At 46.5% G+C, this 17278-nt stretch carries 16 protein-coding genes; 9 read left to right on the top strand and 7 right to left on the bottom strand.

Annotation, left to right across the window (positions count from 1 at the left end; all coding sequences use genetic code 11):
- Positions 1–55: 55 nt before the first annotated feature.
- Together ACYVE4_RS07270 and ACYVE4_RS07265 are read right to left on the bottom strand one after the other, a co-directional pair.
- Positions 56–1228 (bottom strand): pyridoxal phosphate-dependent aminotransferase, encoded by a 1173-nt coding sequence (locus ACYVE4_RS07270; RefSeq protein ID WP_460996548.1) that lies wholly within the window; start codon positions 1226–1228, stop codon positions 56–58.
- A gap of 156 nt (positions 1229–1384) precedes the next feature.
- The gene (locus ACYVE4_RS07265; protein WP_460996546.1) at positions 1385–1978 is read right to left on the bottom strand and encodes an NUDIX hydrolase; all 594 of its coding nucleotides are present in this window, start codon (positions 1976–1978) and stop codon (positions 1385–1387) included.
- A 71-nt stretch (positions 1979–2049) separates the two neighbouring features.
- Between ACYVE4_RS07265 and ACYVE4_RS07260 the strand changes: the two genes are divergently transcribed.
- On the top strand, positions 2050–2634 hold the full coding sequence (locus tag ACYVE4_RS07260) for a hypothetical protein (RefSeq protein ID WP_460996544.1): 585 nt from the start codon (positions 2050–2052) through the stop codon (positions 2632–2634).
- Positions 2635–2702: 68 nt separating this feature from the next.
- Here the strand turns inward: ACYVE4_RS07260 and ACYVE4_RS07255 are convergent, their stop codons facing one another.
- A complete protein-coding gene (locus ACYVE4_RS07255) occupies positions 2703–3641 on the bottom strand; it encodes a nucleoside hydrolase (protein WP_460996542.1) in 939 nt (312 codons plus the stop codon).
- A 137-nt stretch (positions 3642–3778) separates the two neighbouring features.
- On the opposite strand from ACYVE4_RS07255, the gene ACYVE4_RS07250 reads away from it, so the two are divergent.
- On the top strand, positions 3779–5440 hold the full coding sequence (locus ACYVE4_RS07250) for a M28 family metallopeptidase (RefSeq protein ID WP_460996540.1): 1662 nt from the start codon (positions 3779–3781) through the stop codon (positions 5438–5440).
- Positions 5441–5691: 251 nt separating this feature from the next.
- Here the strand turns inward: ACYVE4_RS07250 and ACYVE4_RS07245 are convergent, their stop codons facing one another.
- Positions 5692–6063 (bottom strand): thioredoxin domain-containing protein, encoded by a 372-nt coding sequence (locus ACYVE4_RS07245; RefSeq protein WP_460996538.1) that lies wholly within the window; start codon positions 6061–6063, stop codon positions 5692–5694.
- Between the two features lie 362 nt (positions 6064–6425).
- Here ACYVE4_RS07245 and ACYVE4_RS07240 point away from each other — a divergent pair, with 362 nt between their 5' ends.
- From ACYVE4_RS07240 to ACYVE4_RS07230, 3 genes are read left to right on the top strand one after another with little or no spacing between them, the layout of a single operon-like run.
- Complete coding sequence (locus ACYVE4_RS07240) at positions 6426–7709, top strand: TolC family protein (RefSeq protein WP_460996536.1); 1284 nt, start codon at positions 6426–6428, stop codon at positions 7707–7709.
- Positions 7710–7711: 2 nt separating this feature from the next.
- Positions 7712–8671 carry an efflux RND transporter periplasmic adaptor subunit gene (locus ACYVE4_RS07235; protein WP_460996535.1) on the top strand — a complete coding sequence of 320 codons (960 nt, stop codon included), beginning with the start codon at positions 7712–7714 and terminating at the stop codon, positions 8669–8671.
- Between the two features lie 3 nt (positions 8672–8674).
- Positions 8675–11857 carry an efflux RND transporter permease subunit gene (locus ACYVE4_RS07230; protein ID WP_460996533.1) on the top strand — a complete coding sequence of 1061 codons (3183 nt, stop codon included), beginning with the start codon at positions 8675–8677 and terminating at the stop codon, positions 11855–11857.
- 213 nt (positions 11858–12070) lie between these two features.
- On the opposite strand, the gene ACYVE4_RS07225 is transcribed toward ACYVE4_RS07230, so the two are convergent.
- The 3 genes from ACYVE4_RS07225 to ACYVE4_RS07215 form a co-directional block, all read right to left on the bottom strand.
- Positions 12071–12793 (bottom strand): RluA family pseudouridine synthase, encoded by a 723-nt coding sequence (locus ACYVE4_RS07225; protein WP_460996531.1) that lies wholly within the window; start codon positions 12791–12793, stop codon positions 12071–12073.
- Between the two features lie 103 nt (positions 12794–12896).
- On the bottom strand, positions 12897–13136 hold the full coding sequence (gene rpmB / locus ACYVE4_RS07220; protein ID WP_460996529.1) for a 50S ribosomal protein L28: 240 nt from the start codon (positions 13134–13136) through the stop codon (positions 12897–12899).
- 60 nt (positions 13137–13196) lie between these two features.
- Entirely contained in the window at positions 13197–13367 is a 171-nt protein-coding gene (locus ACYVE4_RS07215; protein WP_460996527.1) for a DUF5522 domain-containing protein, read from the bottom strand.
- 107 nt (positions 13368–13474) lie between these two features.
- Here ACYVE4_RS07215 and ACYVE4_RS07210 point away from each other — a divergent pair, with 107 nt between their 5' ends.
- From ACYVE4_RS07210 to ACYVE4_RS07195, 4 genes are all read left to right on the top strand, one after another.
- Positions 13475–14347: a LytR/AlgR family response regulator transcription factor gene (locus ACYVE4_RS07210; protein WP_460996525.1), complete on the top strand. Its 873-nt coding sequence runs from the start codon at positions 13475–13477 to the stop codon at positions 14345–14347.
- 121 nt (positions 14348–14468) lie between these two features.
- The gene (locus ACYVE4_RS07205; protein WP_460996523.1) at positions 14469–15188 is read left to right on the top strand and encodes a hypothetical protein; all 720 of its coding nucleotides are present in this window, start codon (positions 14469–14471) and stop codon (positions 15186–15188) included.
- A gap of 150 nt (positions 15189–15338) precedes the next feature.
- Positions 15339–15929, top strand: a complete 591-nt coding sequence (locus ACYVE4_RS07200; protein ID WP_460996521.1) for a hypothetical protein — start codon at positions 15339–15341, stop codon at positions 15927–15929.
- A gap of 241 nt (positions 15930–16170) precedes the next feature.
- Positions 16171–17262 carry an efflux RND transporter periplasmic adaptor subunit gene (locus tag ACYVE4_RS07195; protein ID WP_460996519.1) on the top strand — a complete coding sequence of 364 codons (1092 nt, stop codon included), beginning with the start codon at positions 16171–16173 and terminating at the stop codon, positions 17260–17262.
- The last annotated feature ends 16 nt before the right edge of the window (positions 17263–17278 follow it).

Here is a 17278-nt window from a genome sequence, read left to right as displayed (position 1 = left end):
TAATAAATTGAAAGAATAGCGAGGAATATAAATAAACAATCAAACAAAATCTGCTTTATCCTGTAATCCGTTCAATCGCGGTTCGGATACGGGCTTCGGGCATACACAACGACACACGTACATACCGGCTGCCTTTCGGTCCGAAAATGAAGCCAGGGGCGATAAAGATGTGCTTGTCTGTCAGAAGATTGTTGACGAACGCTTCTGGTGAATCCACGGTATCAGGCAATTTCGCCCAGATAAATAAACCCTCCTGATCGGTAGCATACGTACAACCAAGCGCATTCAGAAATGTATGAACCGCATCCAGTCGCCCCTGATAGACCGCATTGCGCTCCTGATGCCATTCTTTCGAATTCGACAACGCTTCAGTAGCGGCATCCATGATTGGTTTAAACTGCCCAGAATCAACATTACTTTTAATAGTCAGGACAGCATCGACGTAGGCCTTACTACCAGCCATCCAACCGACGCGCCAGCCTGCCATATTATGCGATTTACTGAGCGAGTTTAATTCAATCCCAACCTCTTTTGCGCCGTCAATACGCAAGAGACTAATCGGATCTTTTTTGTTCAGGATCAGGCTATACGGATTATCGTGGCAAATCAATATCCGATTATCATGCGCAAATCGAACTGCCCGTTCGAATAAGGCATACGTAGCTGGTGCGCCCGTCGGCATATGCGGATAATTGAGCCAGATCAGTTTAATCGGATTCGTATCGTTCGAGGAAGCGACTAAATCGGTCATAGCTTCCCAATCCGGTTGCCAGCCTTTGTTTTCCAGCAGTGGATATTCCAGCACGCGAGCCCCTACCATCTGACTAACGGCTCGGTAGGCTGGATAACCCAATTCAGGAACTAACACGCCATCCCCGTCATTCAAAAACGTCAGTGAAATATGCGTAATACCTTCCTTCGAACCAATTAATGGCAAAATTTCCGTTTCAGGATCGAGTTGTACGCCATATGTATCTGCATAAAATCGAGTGATTGCTTGGCGAAGAGCTGGTGTTCCTTTATACGATTGATAGCCATGCGACGTTGGTTGCCGCGCCGACTGAGCAAGCGCGTCAATGGTATTAGCCGACGGCATCATATCAGGATTGCCAATGCCGAGATTAATGATGTCATGACCAGCCGCCTGTAGCTGGCGAACTTCAGCTAGTTTAACAGAAAAATAATATTCCTGCGCCTGATCAGCACGATGAGCAAGAGGGATAATCACTGGAACCGGGATTTAACAGATTATTGGATAAAACAGATTATGATTAAAAACCAATCTGTTGATTTATTTTGGACGGCAAAGATACTTTTCTCAGGACAATCATAATGACTAAATCATCCGTTTACTGGAACAAACAAAATCAACCTAATCCCTAAATCAGCGCAATCCAGGTTCAGAAAGGTATTTCAACAACGGAGCCAAGTGCAATGCCTGCATCATTTCGCCCGAGTTGATAATCTCCCAAGCTCGTTCGCGCGAAACAATATGTACCGTGATTTCTTCCGTATTTTCAAGATGCTGCCCCTGTTTTAATTCGACACCTGTGGCCAGAAAAGCATGCGTCAGATTCGCGTGAGTACCCGGATTGGCGGATAAAGTCATAAGCGGTTGCCAGGTACCACCTCCAAAACCCGTTTCTTCCAATAACTCACGTTGTGCAGCCGCCAGCGGTTCTTCGCCCGGATCAACTACGCCCGCACAGAGTTCGTAATGAACTCCTTTGATGCCATGCCGGTATTGACGGATTAAGACTAATTGGCCTTCGGTCGTAACAGCGACAACGTTGATCCAGTTGGGATATTCGAAGATAAAGTAATTGGGGATGGTCCCGCCATTCTCCATCCGAATGGCATCTTTACGAACTGTAAACCAGGGCAATTGGTGAATATATTCGGAGTTTTCGACCTGCCAGGGCTGAGGATCATTATCTGGATTCATAGCCGCAAAGGTAGGGTTTTTCAGCTGAGCCATATTAACCGACCTCTCAGATTCGTTGTAGAGAGAACTTTTGCTTCTGCATTCTTCGCCCAACTCGCGACCTGATGAAAAACAGAATTGCTCTTTTCGTTTCCGCCCTAACCCTTTTTCTGTCGTCCTGCCATCGGCCAATTGCCTATTTCCAGCGACCCCCTCGTTCGGCAGCAACTCAATCGATTGTTAAAAAATCACAGGTAATAGTCGAACCAGAAAATACCGATCTTGATTCTGCTTACGCTCAGCCAATTGAGATAGAATCAGAAGAAGCGATTGGCGCTGTGGCTACGGTTCAGAATACTTTGTCATCGTCAACAAAAACAGCTCAGATTGAACGACGAATGCAGCGAGCCAAGTCCATGTTGGCTACGCCAGGCGAAACAACGGATAAACAACCTGGGCCAAAACCCAAAAAGCAACTTCGACTAGGGAATCGCATTCGGGAGAGTTTAGGGCTTCCGCTTCGGCAAGAACTGAACTGGTGGCAGCGAATCAGCTGGAAGCTAAAAGCCTCCGTTATTGTCATTCTGGTAGCCGTTGTCTTCGCTATCCTCGGCCTCACGACACTAGCTATTATTTTCGGTCTATTAGGTGCCTTCCTCCTGATTAGCGGACTCAAACGATCCTTCAAAGTCCGACGACCGTGGCTTTAATGGGAATTGGATAATTTTTTTGTCATCCTGACACCAGGAAGGATCTCAAAAAATAGCTAGCAATAGCGTTACGGAAGCTTCTGGACAGCATCGTAAATCAATTGAATATACTTCTCCCGATTGATGTCGTATACAAAATCGACGTTTGGCTCCTGCTTTAGCACGTTGAAGAAGTCGACAACCGTTGTGCCTGTTGTTAACTTACCCGCAACTTCGACATCTACGTAGCAAGGCTTGTGTTGAAACATTGCCGAATCGATTAGCCAGGCAATAGCGCAGGGATCGTGTAAAGCCGCTCCTCCATTCAGTTCGGGTCGTTCCCGGCGGTAATAAATAGAGAAGAAATCCATCAGTTCGGCAACTACCTTTCCCGATTGATTGCCTATACTTCGGAATCGCTCGATATCTTCCTGGAAAACTAGAGCTTTATGCGTTACGTCTAAGCCACACAACGTAATGGGAACGCCTGACTTAAAAACAAGAGCGGCTGCTTCGGGATCGACATAAATATTGAATTCAGCCGTAGGTGTCATATTCCCCCTAAAAGCACCACCGCCCATGATCGAAATCCGCTCAATTTTCGACTTCAGATGCGGATATGCCAGCAAAAATGTAGCAACGTTCGTTAAAGGTCCCGTAGGCACAATAGTTATCTCTTCCGAGCTATCGGTCAGAATCTGTGCAATGGCTTCTACTGCTGATAACGATTCTGGTTGAAGCGTCGGTTCGGGAAGAATTGGGCCATCCATCCCCATTTCGCCATGCACATGATCAGCAATAATCAGTTCACGAAAAAGCGGTTTGTCGCACCCTTTATAGACGGGAATAGTAGCCCCAACCAATGCCATGATTTTTAAGGCATTTTTTAGCGTTTTTGCCTGAGTCTGATTCCCAGCCGATGTAGTAATGGCTTTTATATCGAATAGCCCACTGCCAATTGCCAGCATAAGCATGACAGCATCATCGTGTCCAGGATCGCAGTCAATGAGTACAGGAATCTTCTTCATAATCAGTATTGTGTCGTATTCCCAACTTTGAGGGGGCGCAAAGATAGGCAATGAGAGCTGTCTACGTCGCAATATCAATTGATTCTACTGAATCTGTAACTTATCTTAGCTAATCAATTTTGTTTTACTTCCTCCCAATGCGCACTACATCAACGCTATTTCTGAGTTTTGGACTAAGCTTATTTTGCTTCAGTTTGTCTTTTTGCCAATCCAATACCATACCTGCTGAGGCCCAGCAAGCGGCAAAATCGGTTCGGCCTGAAGCCATAAAAACCCATATGGGTATTCTGGCAAACGATTCACTAAAAGGTCGCAAACCAGGAACGCGAGGTTTTGCGATGGCAGCCGATTACGTAACCGCGCAGTTTAAAGCATTAGGATTGAAACCTGCCGGAGAGAATAACGGCTATAGACAAAATGTGCCTTTGCGCCGGTGGCAGGTACACGAAGAAACCAGCACACTGACGCTAACGATCAACGACCAGCAAAAACCACTTACATATGGTCAGCAATTTATTCTAAGCCCAAATCCTGACCATGCGACGAGCGAGGTGAATGCTCCAGTTGTGTTCGTTGGTTTTGGGGTTACGGCTCCTGAGCTTGGCTATGATGATTATGCGTCGATCGATGTAAAAGGTAAAATTGTGGCATTTCTGAATGGTGCTCCGGCATCGTTTCCATCTAATCAGCGCGCTTATTATTCATCCTCGAAGGCGGAAAATGCGGTTGCCCACGGCGCAGTTGGTACATTGGCGTTTAATTTACCGACCGATCTGCGAAACCGGATTGAGAGTTCAGCCCCTCGCGCCCGGCAGGGAATATATCGCTGGCTGGATAAACAAGGGAAACCTCAACGAACCTTCCCGGCTATCAAAGGTGCTGCTGCTCTCAGCGATTCAACAGCTCGTTTGATCTTTACCAATGCGCCCACATCCTTGCGAGATGTAATGGCTAAAGCTCGCAAAAATGAGCCTCAGGCATTTCCATTGAATATATCGGCCCGAATCCAGACGCAGACCGATATGGTTGAGGATGTGGCTGGCTATAATGTCGTGGGTATGCTGCCCGGCTCTGATCCAGTTCTAAAAAACGAATACGTTGTTTTTGTGGCTCATATGGATCATCTGGGCATTGGGCGAGTTGTAAAAGGCGATTCTATCAACAATGGCGCTCACGACAATGCTTCAGGAGTAGCGATCAATCTGGAAACGGCACGACTATTTGCGTCGTTGCCCAAAGCACCCCGACGGTCGATTTTATTTGTGGGCGTAACGGGTGAAGAAATGGGGCTGCTTGGTTCCGATTATTTTGCCAGTAACCCGACCGTACCCAAAGATAAAATCGTCTCAAATCAGACGTTGGATATGCCGTTTTTCTTTCATCCGTTGCTGGATATTGTCCCTTATGGTGCGCAACATTCAAGTCTGGATAAAGAAGTCAGACAAGCCGCTTCCTATTTAGGTATTCAGATTAGCCCCGATCCGATTCCTGAACAAACCGTATTTATGCGAAGCGATCACTTCAGCTTCGTTCGGCAAGGAATTCCGGCGTTGTTCATCAAAAGCGGTTCGCAAACCGGCAATCCCAATCTCGACGGCACTAAACTAAATCTCGACTGGCGCGCTTCGATTTATCACACTCCTCAAGACGATATGAATCAACCGTTCGATTTCAACGCAGCCGCTAAACATGCTCAGCTGCAATTTCTAGTCGGTTACTTAACCGCCCAGGCCGATGGCCGCCCAACCTGGAACAAAGGCGACTTTTTCGGAACAAAATTTGGGAAAGAAAGACTTTGAAAGAGATGAGCGATAAACGATGAGAGATGAGTTTGCTGACGCAAAGTTTTTCACGTAAATCCCCGTGTCTGTGTCCTCACAGACACCTGTGCGTCAGCAAAGATTGACCTACCGGAAATCTGTCTGTGAGGACACAGACACGGGAAAAGGTGATGAGTTTGTTTATATCTCATCACTCACCTACGCGTTTCTCCACTTGATACCATGGCCAACAGCTCGGGCGGAAGGGGTTGTTACGGGTTTCCGGCCAGTCATTCTTTGACAGCATCGGCTACGTATTTTTTGCTGGCCGATGAACCATCACCCTGATTATTGTCGATAGCACCAATGTAGGCGACACGATATTCGTTGTCTTCTTTCTTCACAAAGAACATATGTGGTGCATTGCTGGCTCCGAACGCAATGGCCTGGCTTTCGTCGTACAGATAAGGGAAAGCGTATTTTCTGGACTTAGATCGTTGCGGCATAGCCACATACGAATCGCCGGGGGAGCGTTGTGAATCGTCCACGTAAAGTGTATCATTAGGCTGACTGAGCAATTTCTCTACCTGATCAAACTTAATCACCGAAACCGACTGGCTATGGTCCGACGAAATCCCCAATATATGCCTAGTAATACTCAAATAGCGTTCATCGATGTAACTGGTTTACAGAGCGATAAAAAATAATAAACGAAATTTCTCCGATTATGTATTGCTTAAATCAGCTACATCGATCTACTGGAAAAATCTCTACCGATACAGCTCTGTTTTCTCTTCGCTTGCTTCCTTACCTGTACGTTAACCAATTGAAAAAGACCCTTTTAGATAGTATAGAAAATTTAAGTAGATAGTACCTCTATAATTGCATGATAATAAGCGAGTTCCTATTAAAATAAGCTTAATTTTATAGTAGGAGTATATAAGTATATTTAACTATCTTTTAATTGTAAATTTTCGGTATTGGAGCCTGAGGATCGTTACTTTGCTAAGTTCTTATTAATCGAATGAGGTTAAAAATTGCATCCTATTTTCTGTTGTTTTTGGGGTTTACTTGTCTATCCGCTTCCGCTCAGGTTATACTCACGTTACGACAGACGCTCCAACAGGTTCGTACCACTAGCCCAGCGCTACGTGTTGAACGACTGAATATTAATGTAGTGCAGGCTGATCAGACTACGGCCAATTTGCGCCCGAATCCTGTATTGAACAATCAAACGCTCTTGCAATTGAATCCAATGCCCGGAGCCGAATCGGTTGGGTTGTTGAATCGGGAAAGACGACAATTCTGGCTTCAGGCCACGAAAGAATTTGATATTTACAACAAGCGTACGTATCGAAATCGATTTGCTGAAGCGAATACGAATCTGGCCGTTCGTAGTGTGGCAGAAACCGAGCGAAATTTGCTTTTTGATGCGGCCAATAAATACCTCGATGCCTGGTATGCGCGCATCCAACTGGCGCTGCTTCAACGAGCGAAATCGAATGTCGATACGCTGGTTCAATTGAATAAAGTCCGACTCAAAGACCTGGTTATCACCACTACGGATCTAACTCGAACGCAGTTGATATCCGATCAGTACGATATTCAGACACGCACCGCTCAACAGGAGCTTCGTAATCGCTTGAGCGAACTTCGTCTGATCGTTGGCAGTGCCGATAGTGTAACGGTGGCTTTGAACGATTCCATTATCAATCCAGCTTTTTCCAATCCCTTACGGCTGTATCCGACTGTCAATGCTACAGCCGATAGTTTGTTTCGACTGGCTTCGACAACACGCGCGGATGTTCAGGTTGCCCAGGCCAATATTGAAGCGGCCCGGCGAAATGTGGATTTACAGCAGGTATTAGCAAAACCGCGTAACGAAGCCGGACTGATCTGGAACCCGCAAAATGCCGTTCCGTATGCGGGGGTTTTCCTGACGATTGAACTGCCTGTATATAGTCGTAATCAAGGCGAAATTCAGAAATCAAAGGTATTGCAGGAACAGGCGGGGCAAGCTGCTGTCCTTGTTCAGGCACGCATTCGGTCGGAAGTAGAAACGGCTTATCAATCATTTATGACTAGTCGGCAAAATATGGATCGTTATGTCAGTATTCGACGTGATGCCGATCGTGTGCTGGCTTCTGTCCGATATGCCTACCTGCGCGGTGCGACTACTCTGATTGATTTACTTCAGGCTGAAAGCTCTTGGTTTGATACACAAACCGCTTATTATCAGAATCTTTATACCTACCGTCAAAATTATGTCCGGCTACTTTTCGTCACTGGGCAGATTAATTTGTATTAACCATGTCGTGTCGTCTCCTATTGATTTTACTGGCGATTCTGGCAACGGCCTGTAAAGAGAAGCCAAAGCCAGTTATCACCTCCATACCACGTCCAACTATTAGCACAGACGGAACCAAGATTACGTTTCCCGATTCGGTGATGATGCGTGCCTTTGAAACGCAACCAGCTCGCTCATCAGCCATCCGGACAGACTTCTCAGCACCGGGTCACGTAGCAGCAATGGTCGTTCGTTCGGTGGAAAATCCCTCTGAACGTCTTGTATTGTTCGATGATCCGGGTTTGTCTGATAATTACACCGCCATTCTGCAACATCGGATTAATATTCAAACCCAAAAAGGGAATCTGGAGCGTATTAAGGATTTACAGGCTCACGGGGCCGCATCGGGAAAGGAAGTCATTGAAGCTCAGACCCAATTAGCCAACGAAGAAGCGGCTATCATCTCGGACGAAGCCACGCTTAAACTCGCCGGTTTCGACCCAAAAGCGTTGCGTCAATCACGGCCCAATACGATCCTGGTCGTCTGCGAGATCCCTGAAAATCAGTTTGGCCGAATTCGGAGTGGGATAAAATGTACACTCAATTTTACGGCTTTCCCGAACGAACGATTTGAGGGTGTGATCGACAATGTCAACGATTACGTGGACAACACAACCCGCCAAATCAAACTCCGCATTTCAGTCGCCAACCCCGACGGACGACTCAAAGCGGGGATGTTTGCGACGGTTGCGTTTGGGGTTGCTGATGGCAATTTCATGACGGTCTCGCGCGATGCGGTTGTTACCGTGCAAGGTCGCGATTATGTGTTCATAAAAACGGCGCCAATGACCATTGAACGGCGGGCCGTACAACTCGGTCAGCAGCGCGATGATCGGGTGGTTATTCAGAGTGGGCTAAAGCAAGACGATCAGGTGGTTTCTGCCAATGTGCTGCAGTTGAAGGGATTGAGTTTTGGGTATTAAGGTATGATTCAGAAATTAATAACATTTTCGCTCAAAAACCGCTGGATTATCGTTGGTATAGCCATTGCAGTAATGGGCCTTGGCTTGTGGTGTTTCAAACTCCTGAAGATTGAAGCTTACCCGGATATTGCCGATACCAACGTCATTGTCATTGCGAAATACGATGGTCGGGCCGCTGAAGAAGTTGAACAACAGGTAACAATCCCGATTGAGCGGGTGCTCAATAGTGTGCCCCACGTAACAGACCGTCGTTCGCGAACAATCTTTGGCTTATCGGTCGTACAGTTGAATTTCGATGAAACGGTTACGGATTATTTCGCTCGTCAGCAGGTAATTGAGCGTCTTTCCGGGGCCGAATTGCCTGATGGTGTTTCGCCTGAATTGGCTCCATTGACAACTGCAGTTGGTGAAATATATCGGTATGTAATTGAAGCACCACCGAGCATGACGCCCATGCAACTGCGTGATTTGCAGGACTGGACGATAATTCCGCAGCTACTCCAAGTGCCCGGACTGGCCGACGTAACCACCTTTGGCGGACCAATCAAGCAATATCAGGTAATACCCGATCCGGCAAAACTGCGCAAATACGATCTGACGTTACAGGATGTTATTGATGCGGTTCAGAAAAACAACCAGAATACAGGCGGTAATGTCGTATCTCGTGGTGGACAAGGCTTTGCCGTACGCGGATTAGGTGCCCTGAAAACACCCGACGATGTGGAGCATATCGTTCTGAAAGCCAACGAAGGCGTACCGATTTTGCTCCGCGACGTGGCTAGCGTTGAGATCAATCCGCCCTCGCCATCAGGCATTTTGGGTTATCGGATTCCCGACGAACATTTAGATGTTATTGGCGCAACCGAAGGCATTGTCCTGCTCCGGCGAGGTGAGAATCCAAGCGAAGTACTTGAGCTTCTGAAAGAAAAAATTGCGGATCTCGAAGCGCGTGAATTACCGAAAGGCGTTCACTTACGTGTCCTGTACGACCGGGGCTTTCTAATCGATCACTCGCTCGAAACGGTAGCGCATACGCTGATCGAAGGAATTTCTATCGTAACCATTTTGCTGGTTTTGTTTTTGGGTAGTCTGCGGGCAGCGCTGGTGGTTACGGTTACAATTCCATTTTCGCTGCTGTTTGCGTTTATCCTCATGAAATTGGTTGGTATTCCGGCCAATCTGCTCTCGTTGGGCGCTATTGATTTCGGAATTATTGTGGATGGAGCCAGTGTCATGGCCGAGCACCTCATCCGAAAATACCGATCAGCGGGGCCTGCCGAACGCAATCAGGGAGTGGTAAATGTAACGGCCCGATCAGCGGGAGAAGTGGCGCGGGAAATTTTCTTCTCAGTCACGATTATTATCCTGGCCTACATGCCTATCCTTCTGATGCAACGTGTTGAAGGAAAGCTTTTTAGTCCGATGGCGCTAACCTTATCTTTTGCCGTTATCGGATCACTGATTTGCGCCTTAACAGTAATCCCCGTATTGATTTCGTTTGCCTTCCGGAAAGCGCTCGCTCCTGATGGAAAGCCTCTGAAAGAACATAAAAACTTCCTGCTGTCGCCACTGGAACGGGGATATCAATGGTTTTTACGTTCGGTTTTGTTTCGAATGCCCAGATTGGTGGTTAGCGTCGGGATGATTGTTGTTCTGATTATGATTGGTTTCGGATTAAAACTCGGTACCGAATTCCTGCCCGAACTTGATGAGGGGTCTATTTTTATGCGGGCCTTTATGCCATCGGGCATCACGATTCAGGAGAACGCGAAGATCTCACCCAAAATCAGGGATATTATCAGCAAGTACAAACCCGTCAGTTTTGTCATTACGCAAGCCGGTCGCAATGACGACGGTACGGACCCCTTCCCGACGGATCGAACGGAAATTCTGATTGGGCTGAAAGATTACAGCACGTGGTCGGATACGATTTCGAAGAAAGAAATTGTGCGGTCGATGCAGAACGAATTGCAGGAAGCTTTTCCAGGCGCTTTCTTTTCATCTGGTCAGCCCATCATCGACCAGGTAATGGAAATTGTAACGGGTAGCGCAGCCGATTTAGCCATTTCAGTTGTCGGTAGCGATTTGACGTTGATGCGTTCGAAAGCGGATAGCATTGCGGCTCTGGTACGCGCTATGAATGGGGCAGTATCCGTTAATATCGAACAGGAAGGCCCTCAGGATCAGCTAGCAATTCGTATTAATCGCCCGGCGGCAGCACGCTACGGCATTAACGTCGCTGAGGTCGAAAATATGATCGAAGCGGCTATTGGCGGTAAAGCCATCGGTTCCATTTACGACGAAGCCAAACGCTACGATATTGTGGTGCGCTTTACGCCCGAAAGTCGCGGTAGTATCGATGCGATTCGGCTGCTACAAGTGCCTTCAGCTACAGGGGCATTGATTCCCATGAGTGAGCTGGCCGATATTCGATACGTTCAGGGCCAAACTAATATTTACCGCATCAACGGCAAGCGGATGGTGACGGTCAGAACCAATATTCGAGGTCGCGATCAGGGTGGATTTGTGAAGGAAATCAGTCAGAAAGTGGCGCAACATATCAAGATTCCTGAAGGCTACAGCGTCATTTACGGCGGTCAGTATGAAAACCTCGAACGGGCGGGCGGCCAATTGGCGGTTTCCATCCCATTGACAATTGTCGTTGTATTTCTGTTCCTCTTTATGCTCTATGGCAACGTTCGCGATACACTTTTGACGCTAACCTGTTTGCTATTTGCGCTAGCGGGAGGTATAGGGGCATTGTTGTTACGAGGCTACAATTTTAACGTATCGGCCGGAGTAGGATTCGTATCGATTTTCGGCATTTCGGTCATGGCGGGCGTGTTGCTCGTATCTGCCCTGAATCGAAATCTGATCGACAACTCCAAATCGCTATTGGAAATCACTATTGAAACCGCTCAGGAACAATTCACGGCAATTATGGCGATCATGGTTGTTGCTATTATCGGTCTTGTACCTGCCGCCATTTCAAGCGGTATTGGCTCCGATGTGCAACGTCCATTAGCAACCGTAATTATCGGCGGATTAACCACAACGCTGTTTTTTACACCCCTTATTATCCCTCCTCTATTCTACCTTGTTAACCGACGTCGCCCTCGACCAACGCCGTTGGATTCGACGGGTCACCACATTGCCGAACCCATCGAGGAAGGAACAGAGATTTGATTTCAGAGAAGCAGTATCCGCCATTTTCCCAATACCTGCGGCTAATTGATTTGACGAAAATAACCACTGAACATCCTGGGTCTGTGTCCTCACAGACACCCGTGCGTCAGCCAGCAATCCCCTCCGGTAATGGGCCTGTGAGGACACAGACCCAGGATATGGGAAAAATATCAGTCCATAGCTTAGACTAGGACTGATACTTTTGGTGATACATCAATTAAATTTCTCCAACTGTTTAACCAACACAGTAAAATCTTTTGGGTATGGCGCTACGAACGTTTTTTCTTCGCCATCTAATAGACTAAATGTCAACGAATGTGCGTGAAGGGCAACCCGCTGAATTAGCGGAAGCTCTTCTGTGCCTTCCTTGAGGTTAAATTTGCGCTTAAGCGTTGATAAATAGACTGGCTCACCGCCGTACGTTGCGTCGTAGACAATCGGTGCTTTTAGGCACATCAGGTGAACCCGAATCTGGTGCATACGGCCCGTAATCGGCATACATTCGACCAGTGTGGTTGTCCGAAAAGCCTGCAATGTATTGAAAATCGTTTCGGCAACTTTTCCTTTTTCGCGATCAATCCGAACGGCCGTTCCGTCTTTAATTGGTGAAATAGGCAGATAAACCGAAACGCCATCAAAATTGTGAACACCATTCGTAACGGCATGATAGCGCTTCGTAACTTCCCGGTGTTCAAACTGCATCGCCAGGTGACGGTAAGCCTCTGGATTTTTGGCAATTGCCAATATACCCGACGTTTCCTTATCCAGCCGATGACCCAACTGAGCGTCCGCATGATAGTCTTTCGCCAATCGCAGAATACTCTGCCCTCCCCGATCTGTTGTGCGCTCATCGAGCGAGGCAATATGGGGTGGTTTATTGATCAGTATATACTCCTCATTCTCGAAAACAATGAGGTCTTCAAAATTTAGTTTCATTAGAGTCGTTAGTCACTAGTCGATCATTAAGCTATCAACGTAAACAAACACAAAAAGCCTCCTCCTTACCGGAAGAGGCTTACAGGCTAATATCTTTCAACAGTTAAACTGTCAGCGTACCGCGTTGAGCCGCTTTGCGGATCGTAGCTTCCAGACCGTTTTTGTTGATGGTCTTGATTGCTGATGTTGCAACTTTCAGCGTAACCCATTCGCCCGTCGATTCAACGAAGAACCGCTTCTTCTGAAGGTTCGGGAAGAATTTACGCTTTGTTTTATTATTAGCGTGAGAAACATTGTTTCCCGAGCGTGTGCGCTTTCCTGTTATTTGACAAACTCTGGCCATTACCGTACTCGTTTTCCGTATGAGGGCGCAAAATTCGCTAAATAATTCATAATCTGCAAGTCATTCCTTCTTTTTTTTGAATCCATAGGGACAATGTCGGCACCTATTCTGGCAACAATAGCCCCGTTTCAGATGGTAAGCAGCCGTGAAAACTACGTAGCCTTCCGATGTATGATAGTAATCCTCATTAGCTAAACCGGGAATTTTCTTCTTCGGTGATCCTTCAGGCATACAATTTATTGCTCTTGAATCAATTCTATGCGTAGGTTAGATTCGTTTTTATGAAGTACGTCCTGTAGCCTATTTTCGTTCGACAACAACTCATCCGTTCAGCAAAGATGGCACCGCTCACACGTCAGCAACATATCGTTTTTCGGCTTGTAGCAGTACCAATAGCTGCTTTAGCAGCCTCACATGTTGTATTCAGTCAGGTATTTCCGGGCCAATCTGGCTATCAATTTCCGTGGGCATATTTTTTTACCGTCGCAACGGTCATGCTTTCCTGCTGGGAAGTTAATCTGGCTATTTTTCGCTGGCTCGACGATCAGTTACCTTTCTGGCAGAATCCTGTTCGTCGTTTAGTCGCTCAAATTCTGATGGGCGGAATCGCTACCCTTCTGACTTTCGCCGTTCTATTTCCGTTAGCCCAACGATTCTATACGGGTCAGTGGCCACCAACGGCTACCATAGCGAAAGGGGTTGCGGTGTGCATTACAATAGCCTCGCTTGTAAATGGCGGTTATTCAGGACTTTATTTATTACAAGCCTTTCTCGTTGAACGGAAAAAAGGTATTTCAACTTTGCCAGAAAGCACTTCGGATACAGAAAAGCAACCTGATTCTTTTTCTTCACTAGTGTCTATTGAAGTAAGTAATGGACAACTCCGACTCCCAATAGATCAGATTGCCTACTTTTATTCGACAGGTGGACTGATTTTATTAGTTAAGACCGATGGCCAACAAGTACCTACCGTTTATTCGTCCGTTGCTCAACTGACGCCGGTGTTAGATAAGCACCACTTTTTTCAACTCAGCCGACAATTTATTGTGCATCAGAATGCTGTTCGGGCTGTTCAGGATGATGTGAATCGTAAACTTGTTGTAACACTCGTACCCGCTCTACACAAGCAGCAAGCAACTCAGGAAGTTGTTGTTAGTCGCTACCGGAGTCAGGAGCTAAAAAAATGGCTGCAAGCTTCCGCACCATATTGACCATTCGTCCTGATTCGGCGTACCATTCATCTACAGTTTATCTAGTTTCTTAGCATACAGCGAATTATCTCTTTTGCTTTGCTGGCACAAGCATCGTCGCTTGTATTAGCTAAGAGTCGCTATGCAACCCAATTTATCCCATTTATTCGACACCACATCAGGCTGGCTAGATGCTTTTTTCGTCATTACAACCCTTATCACGATAGGTCTATTGTATATGGCCATCCGACAGGTGTCAGCTGTAGGTGCCAACCGATGGTTAGTCGTTAGTTTAAGCTGGTCAGCCATACTAGCGTTACTGGCTGACCAGCAGTTTTTCTTCTCTTTTGATACAAGACCACCCAGGTTCGTATTCGTGATTGGGCTGCCGATATTACTCATTATTGGTTTACTGGTGACCCAAAAAGGTCGTTCATGGATAAGCCAATTACCGCTTTCTACACTTACGTTTTTGCATACAGTCCGCATACCTGTTGAGCTAACCTTGTATTGGCTTTATGTACACCATCAAATCCCGGAATTGATGACATTTGCCGGACGGAATTACGATATTCTGGCGGGACTGACGGCACCTGTTATTGCCTATTTTGTTTTTCAACGGGGTCAGCTATCCACTCGTTGGTTGTTAGTATGGAATTTGATTTCCCTTGGATTAGTCCTGAATATCGTTACGATTGCTATTCTGTCGGCTCCATTTCCTTTTCAAGAGTTCGGCTTTGAACAACCGAATGTAGGTGTTCTGAAGATTCCTTATATATGGCTGCCGGGAGTCATTGTTCCAGCCGTCCTTTTCGCCCACGCCATAGCTATTCTGAGGTTATTAAAAACGGGTATCAGATGAGCTTCCCAACTGGCTCGTTATTATACCTCCTTAGTCTACAAATCAACTCACTGATTAAACAAGACTATTTTTAAATTAACTCACTAAGTAAACAAGACTATTTGGATTACAGTTATATCGCAAGTTTTACACTAATTCACTCAAATAGTTATGAAAAATTGTTTTGCAGGGTTACTCATGTTAGTTGCCTTTTCAGCCACTGCTCAGCAGTACAAACCGTTTAAAGTAAACGTATCTGTTGGTTATGCCAAGCCACTTAATGCAGGTGTATCGGGCGGATTCCTGGCCGCAGTAGAACCTAAGTATGGCGTTTCTGATCATTTCGACTTAGGTTTCCGGCTAGAACTAGCTTCCGTCGCACGGGGTGTTCAAAATAACGGTACAACCACAACGGGTGACGTTGGTGCCTTTTTATCTTATTTGATAACTGGCAATTATTTGTTTGGAGACGGCAATGTTCGTCCTTTTCTAGGTGCTGGTCTTGGTTTGTATACAATTGGCGCGGGTGGTACGGTTGTTATTAGCAGCAATGGGCAACCAAATCAAAACATTAACCTTGTGAGCGATACCAAATTTGGCGGTCTGATTCGGGGTGGTATAAAAGCGGGCCATTTTGTGGCCGCCGTTGAATACAACGCAGCTCCAACCACCAAAAGTAGTACGTCAACACTGGAAGTTACCAGTGAAAACGCCTACCTGGGTATCAAAATCGGCGTAGATCTTGGAGGTGGCCGTCGTTAAATCTGCCCCTTCCAGACACTGATTATCGATCCGCTTAGGCTTTCTGAGCGGATCGTTTTTTTAACTAGTAGTGAAATACAGGCCAACTTCACTACAGATTATAATAAGATAATTTTAACAAACTATTAGACACGGTTAACAAGCTACTCATTTAACTCTACTAATTACTCAATGACAGTAGGAAATCAGGCATTTAGGCATAAATTTTACGTAAACTGCCTGCTTTCAATACTTGTAACTCATGCGTACGTTTTTAATTCTCTTTTTATTGGCTGGAGCGTTAACCCTCGGTAAAATCTTCTTCTTCCCTAAACCCAGTAGCAAAGTACCAGGAGCCGCCGTGGGAGCATCCGGCAAATCAGATGAGAAAGGCAAATCAGCTGACAAAAACTCGACAATTCCGGTCGATGTGTATCTGGCCCGATCCGAAAAACTCGCTAATTTCCTATCCGTTTCCGGAACGGTCTTACCCAACGAAATTGTCGAACTGAAGGCCGAATTGTCGGGTCGACTCATGCAGCTCAACGGGAAAGAAGGGGCGTATGTAAACAAAGGGGAGCTAATCGCCAAAATCAACGACGAGGAACTGAAAGCCCAACTAACCAAACTTGGGTATCTTGAAAAACGAGCCAAAGATGTGGAAGCTCGTCAGAAACGCCTGCTTGCTGTTGAAGGAATCAGTCGGGAAGAATACGATATTGCCGAGAGCAACGTCAATACGGCGAAAGCGGATCAGGTTTTGCTCATGGCTCAACTAGCGAAAACCGAAATTCGGGCACCCTTCAGTGGAAAACTCGGCTTGCGGGCCATCAGCCAGGGAGCTTTTCTAACACCTGGCACACTCGTTACCACGCTGGTACAAACCAATCCGGTAAAAATTGACTTCTCGGTACCCGAAAAATACGCCAACCAGATTCGAATTGGCAGCCCGGTGCGCTTTACGGCCGACGGCTTGACCGGTTCGCTGACGGCTCGTGTAACAGCCATCAGCCCACTAGTTGACGAATCGCTTCGTACGCTGAAGGTAAGAGCATATACCGCAAATCCGTCCGGAAATTTGGTACCGGGTATGTTTGTCCGGCTTGAGATGCCACTGAAAGGTGAGAATCAAGCGATTCAGATTCCAACCCAGGCGATCGTACCCGTGCTAAAGGGTAAAAAAGTGTATGTGGTTCGGCAAGGCAAAGCACAGGAAACCTTTATCAAAACCGGCGTTCGCACCGATCAGCAGGTACAGGTAACGGAAGGGCTGGCCCCTGGCGACTCGGTCATTATCAGCAGCATTATGTCGCTGAAAAATGGGGCCTCGGTGATAATCAAAACCAAATCTTAATTCTCAAGATCAAGCT

The organism is Spirosoma harenae (assembly GCF_054776975.1).
The sequence above is the reverse complement of the archived record's forward strand: the minus strand, read 5'-3'. Positions and strand labels throughout refer to the sequence as shown.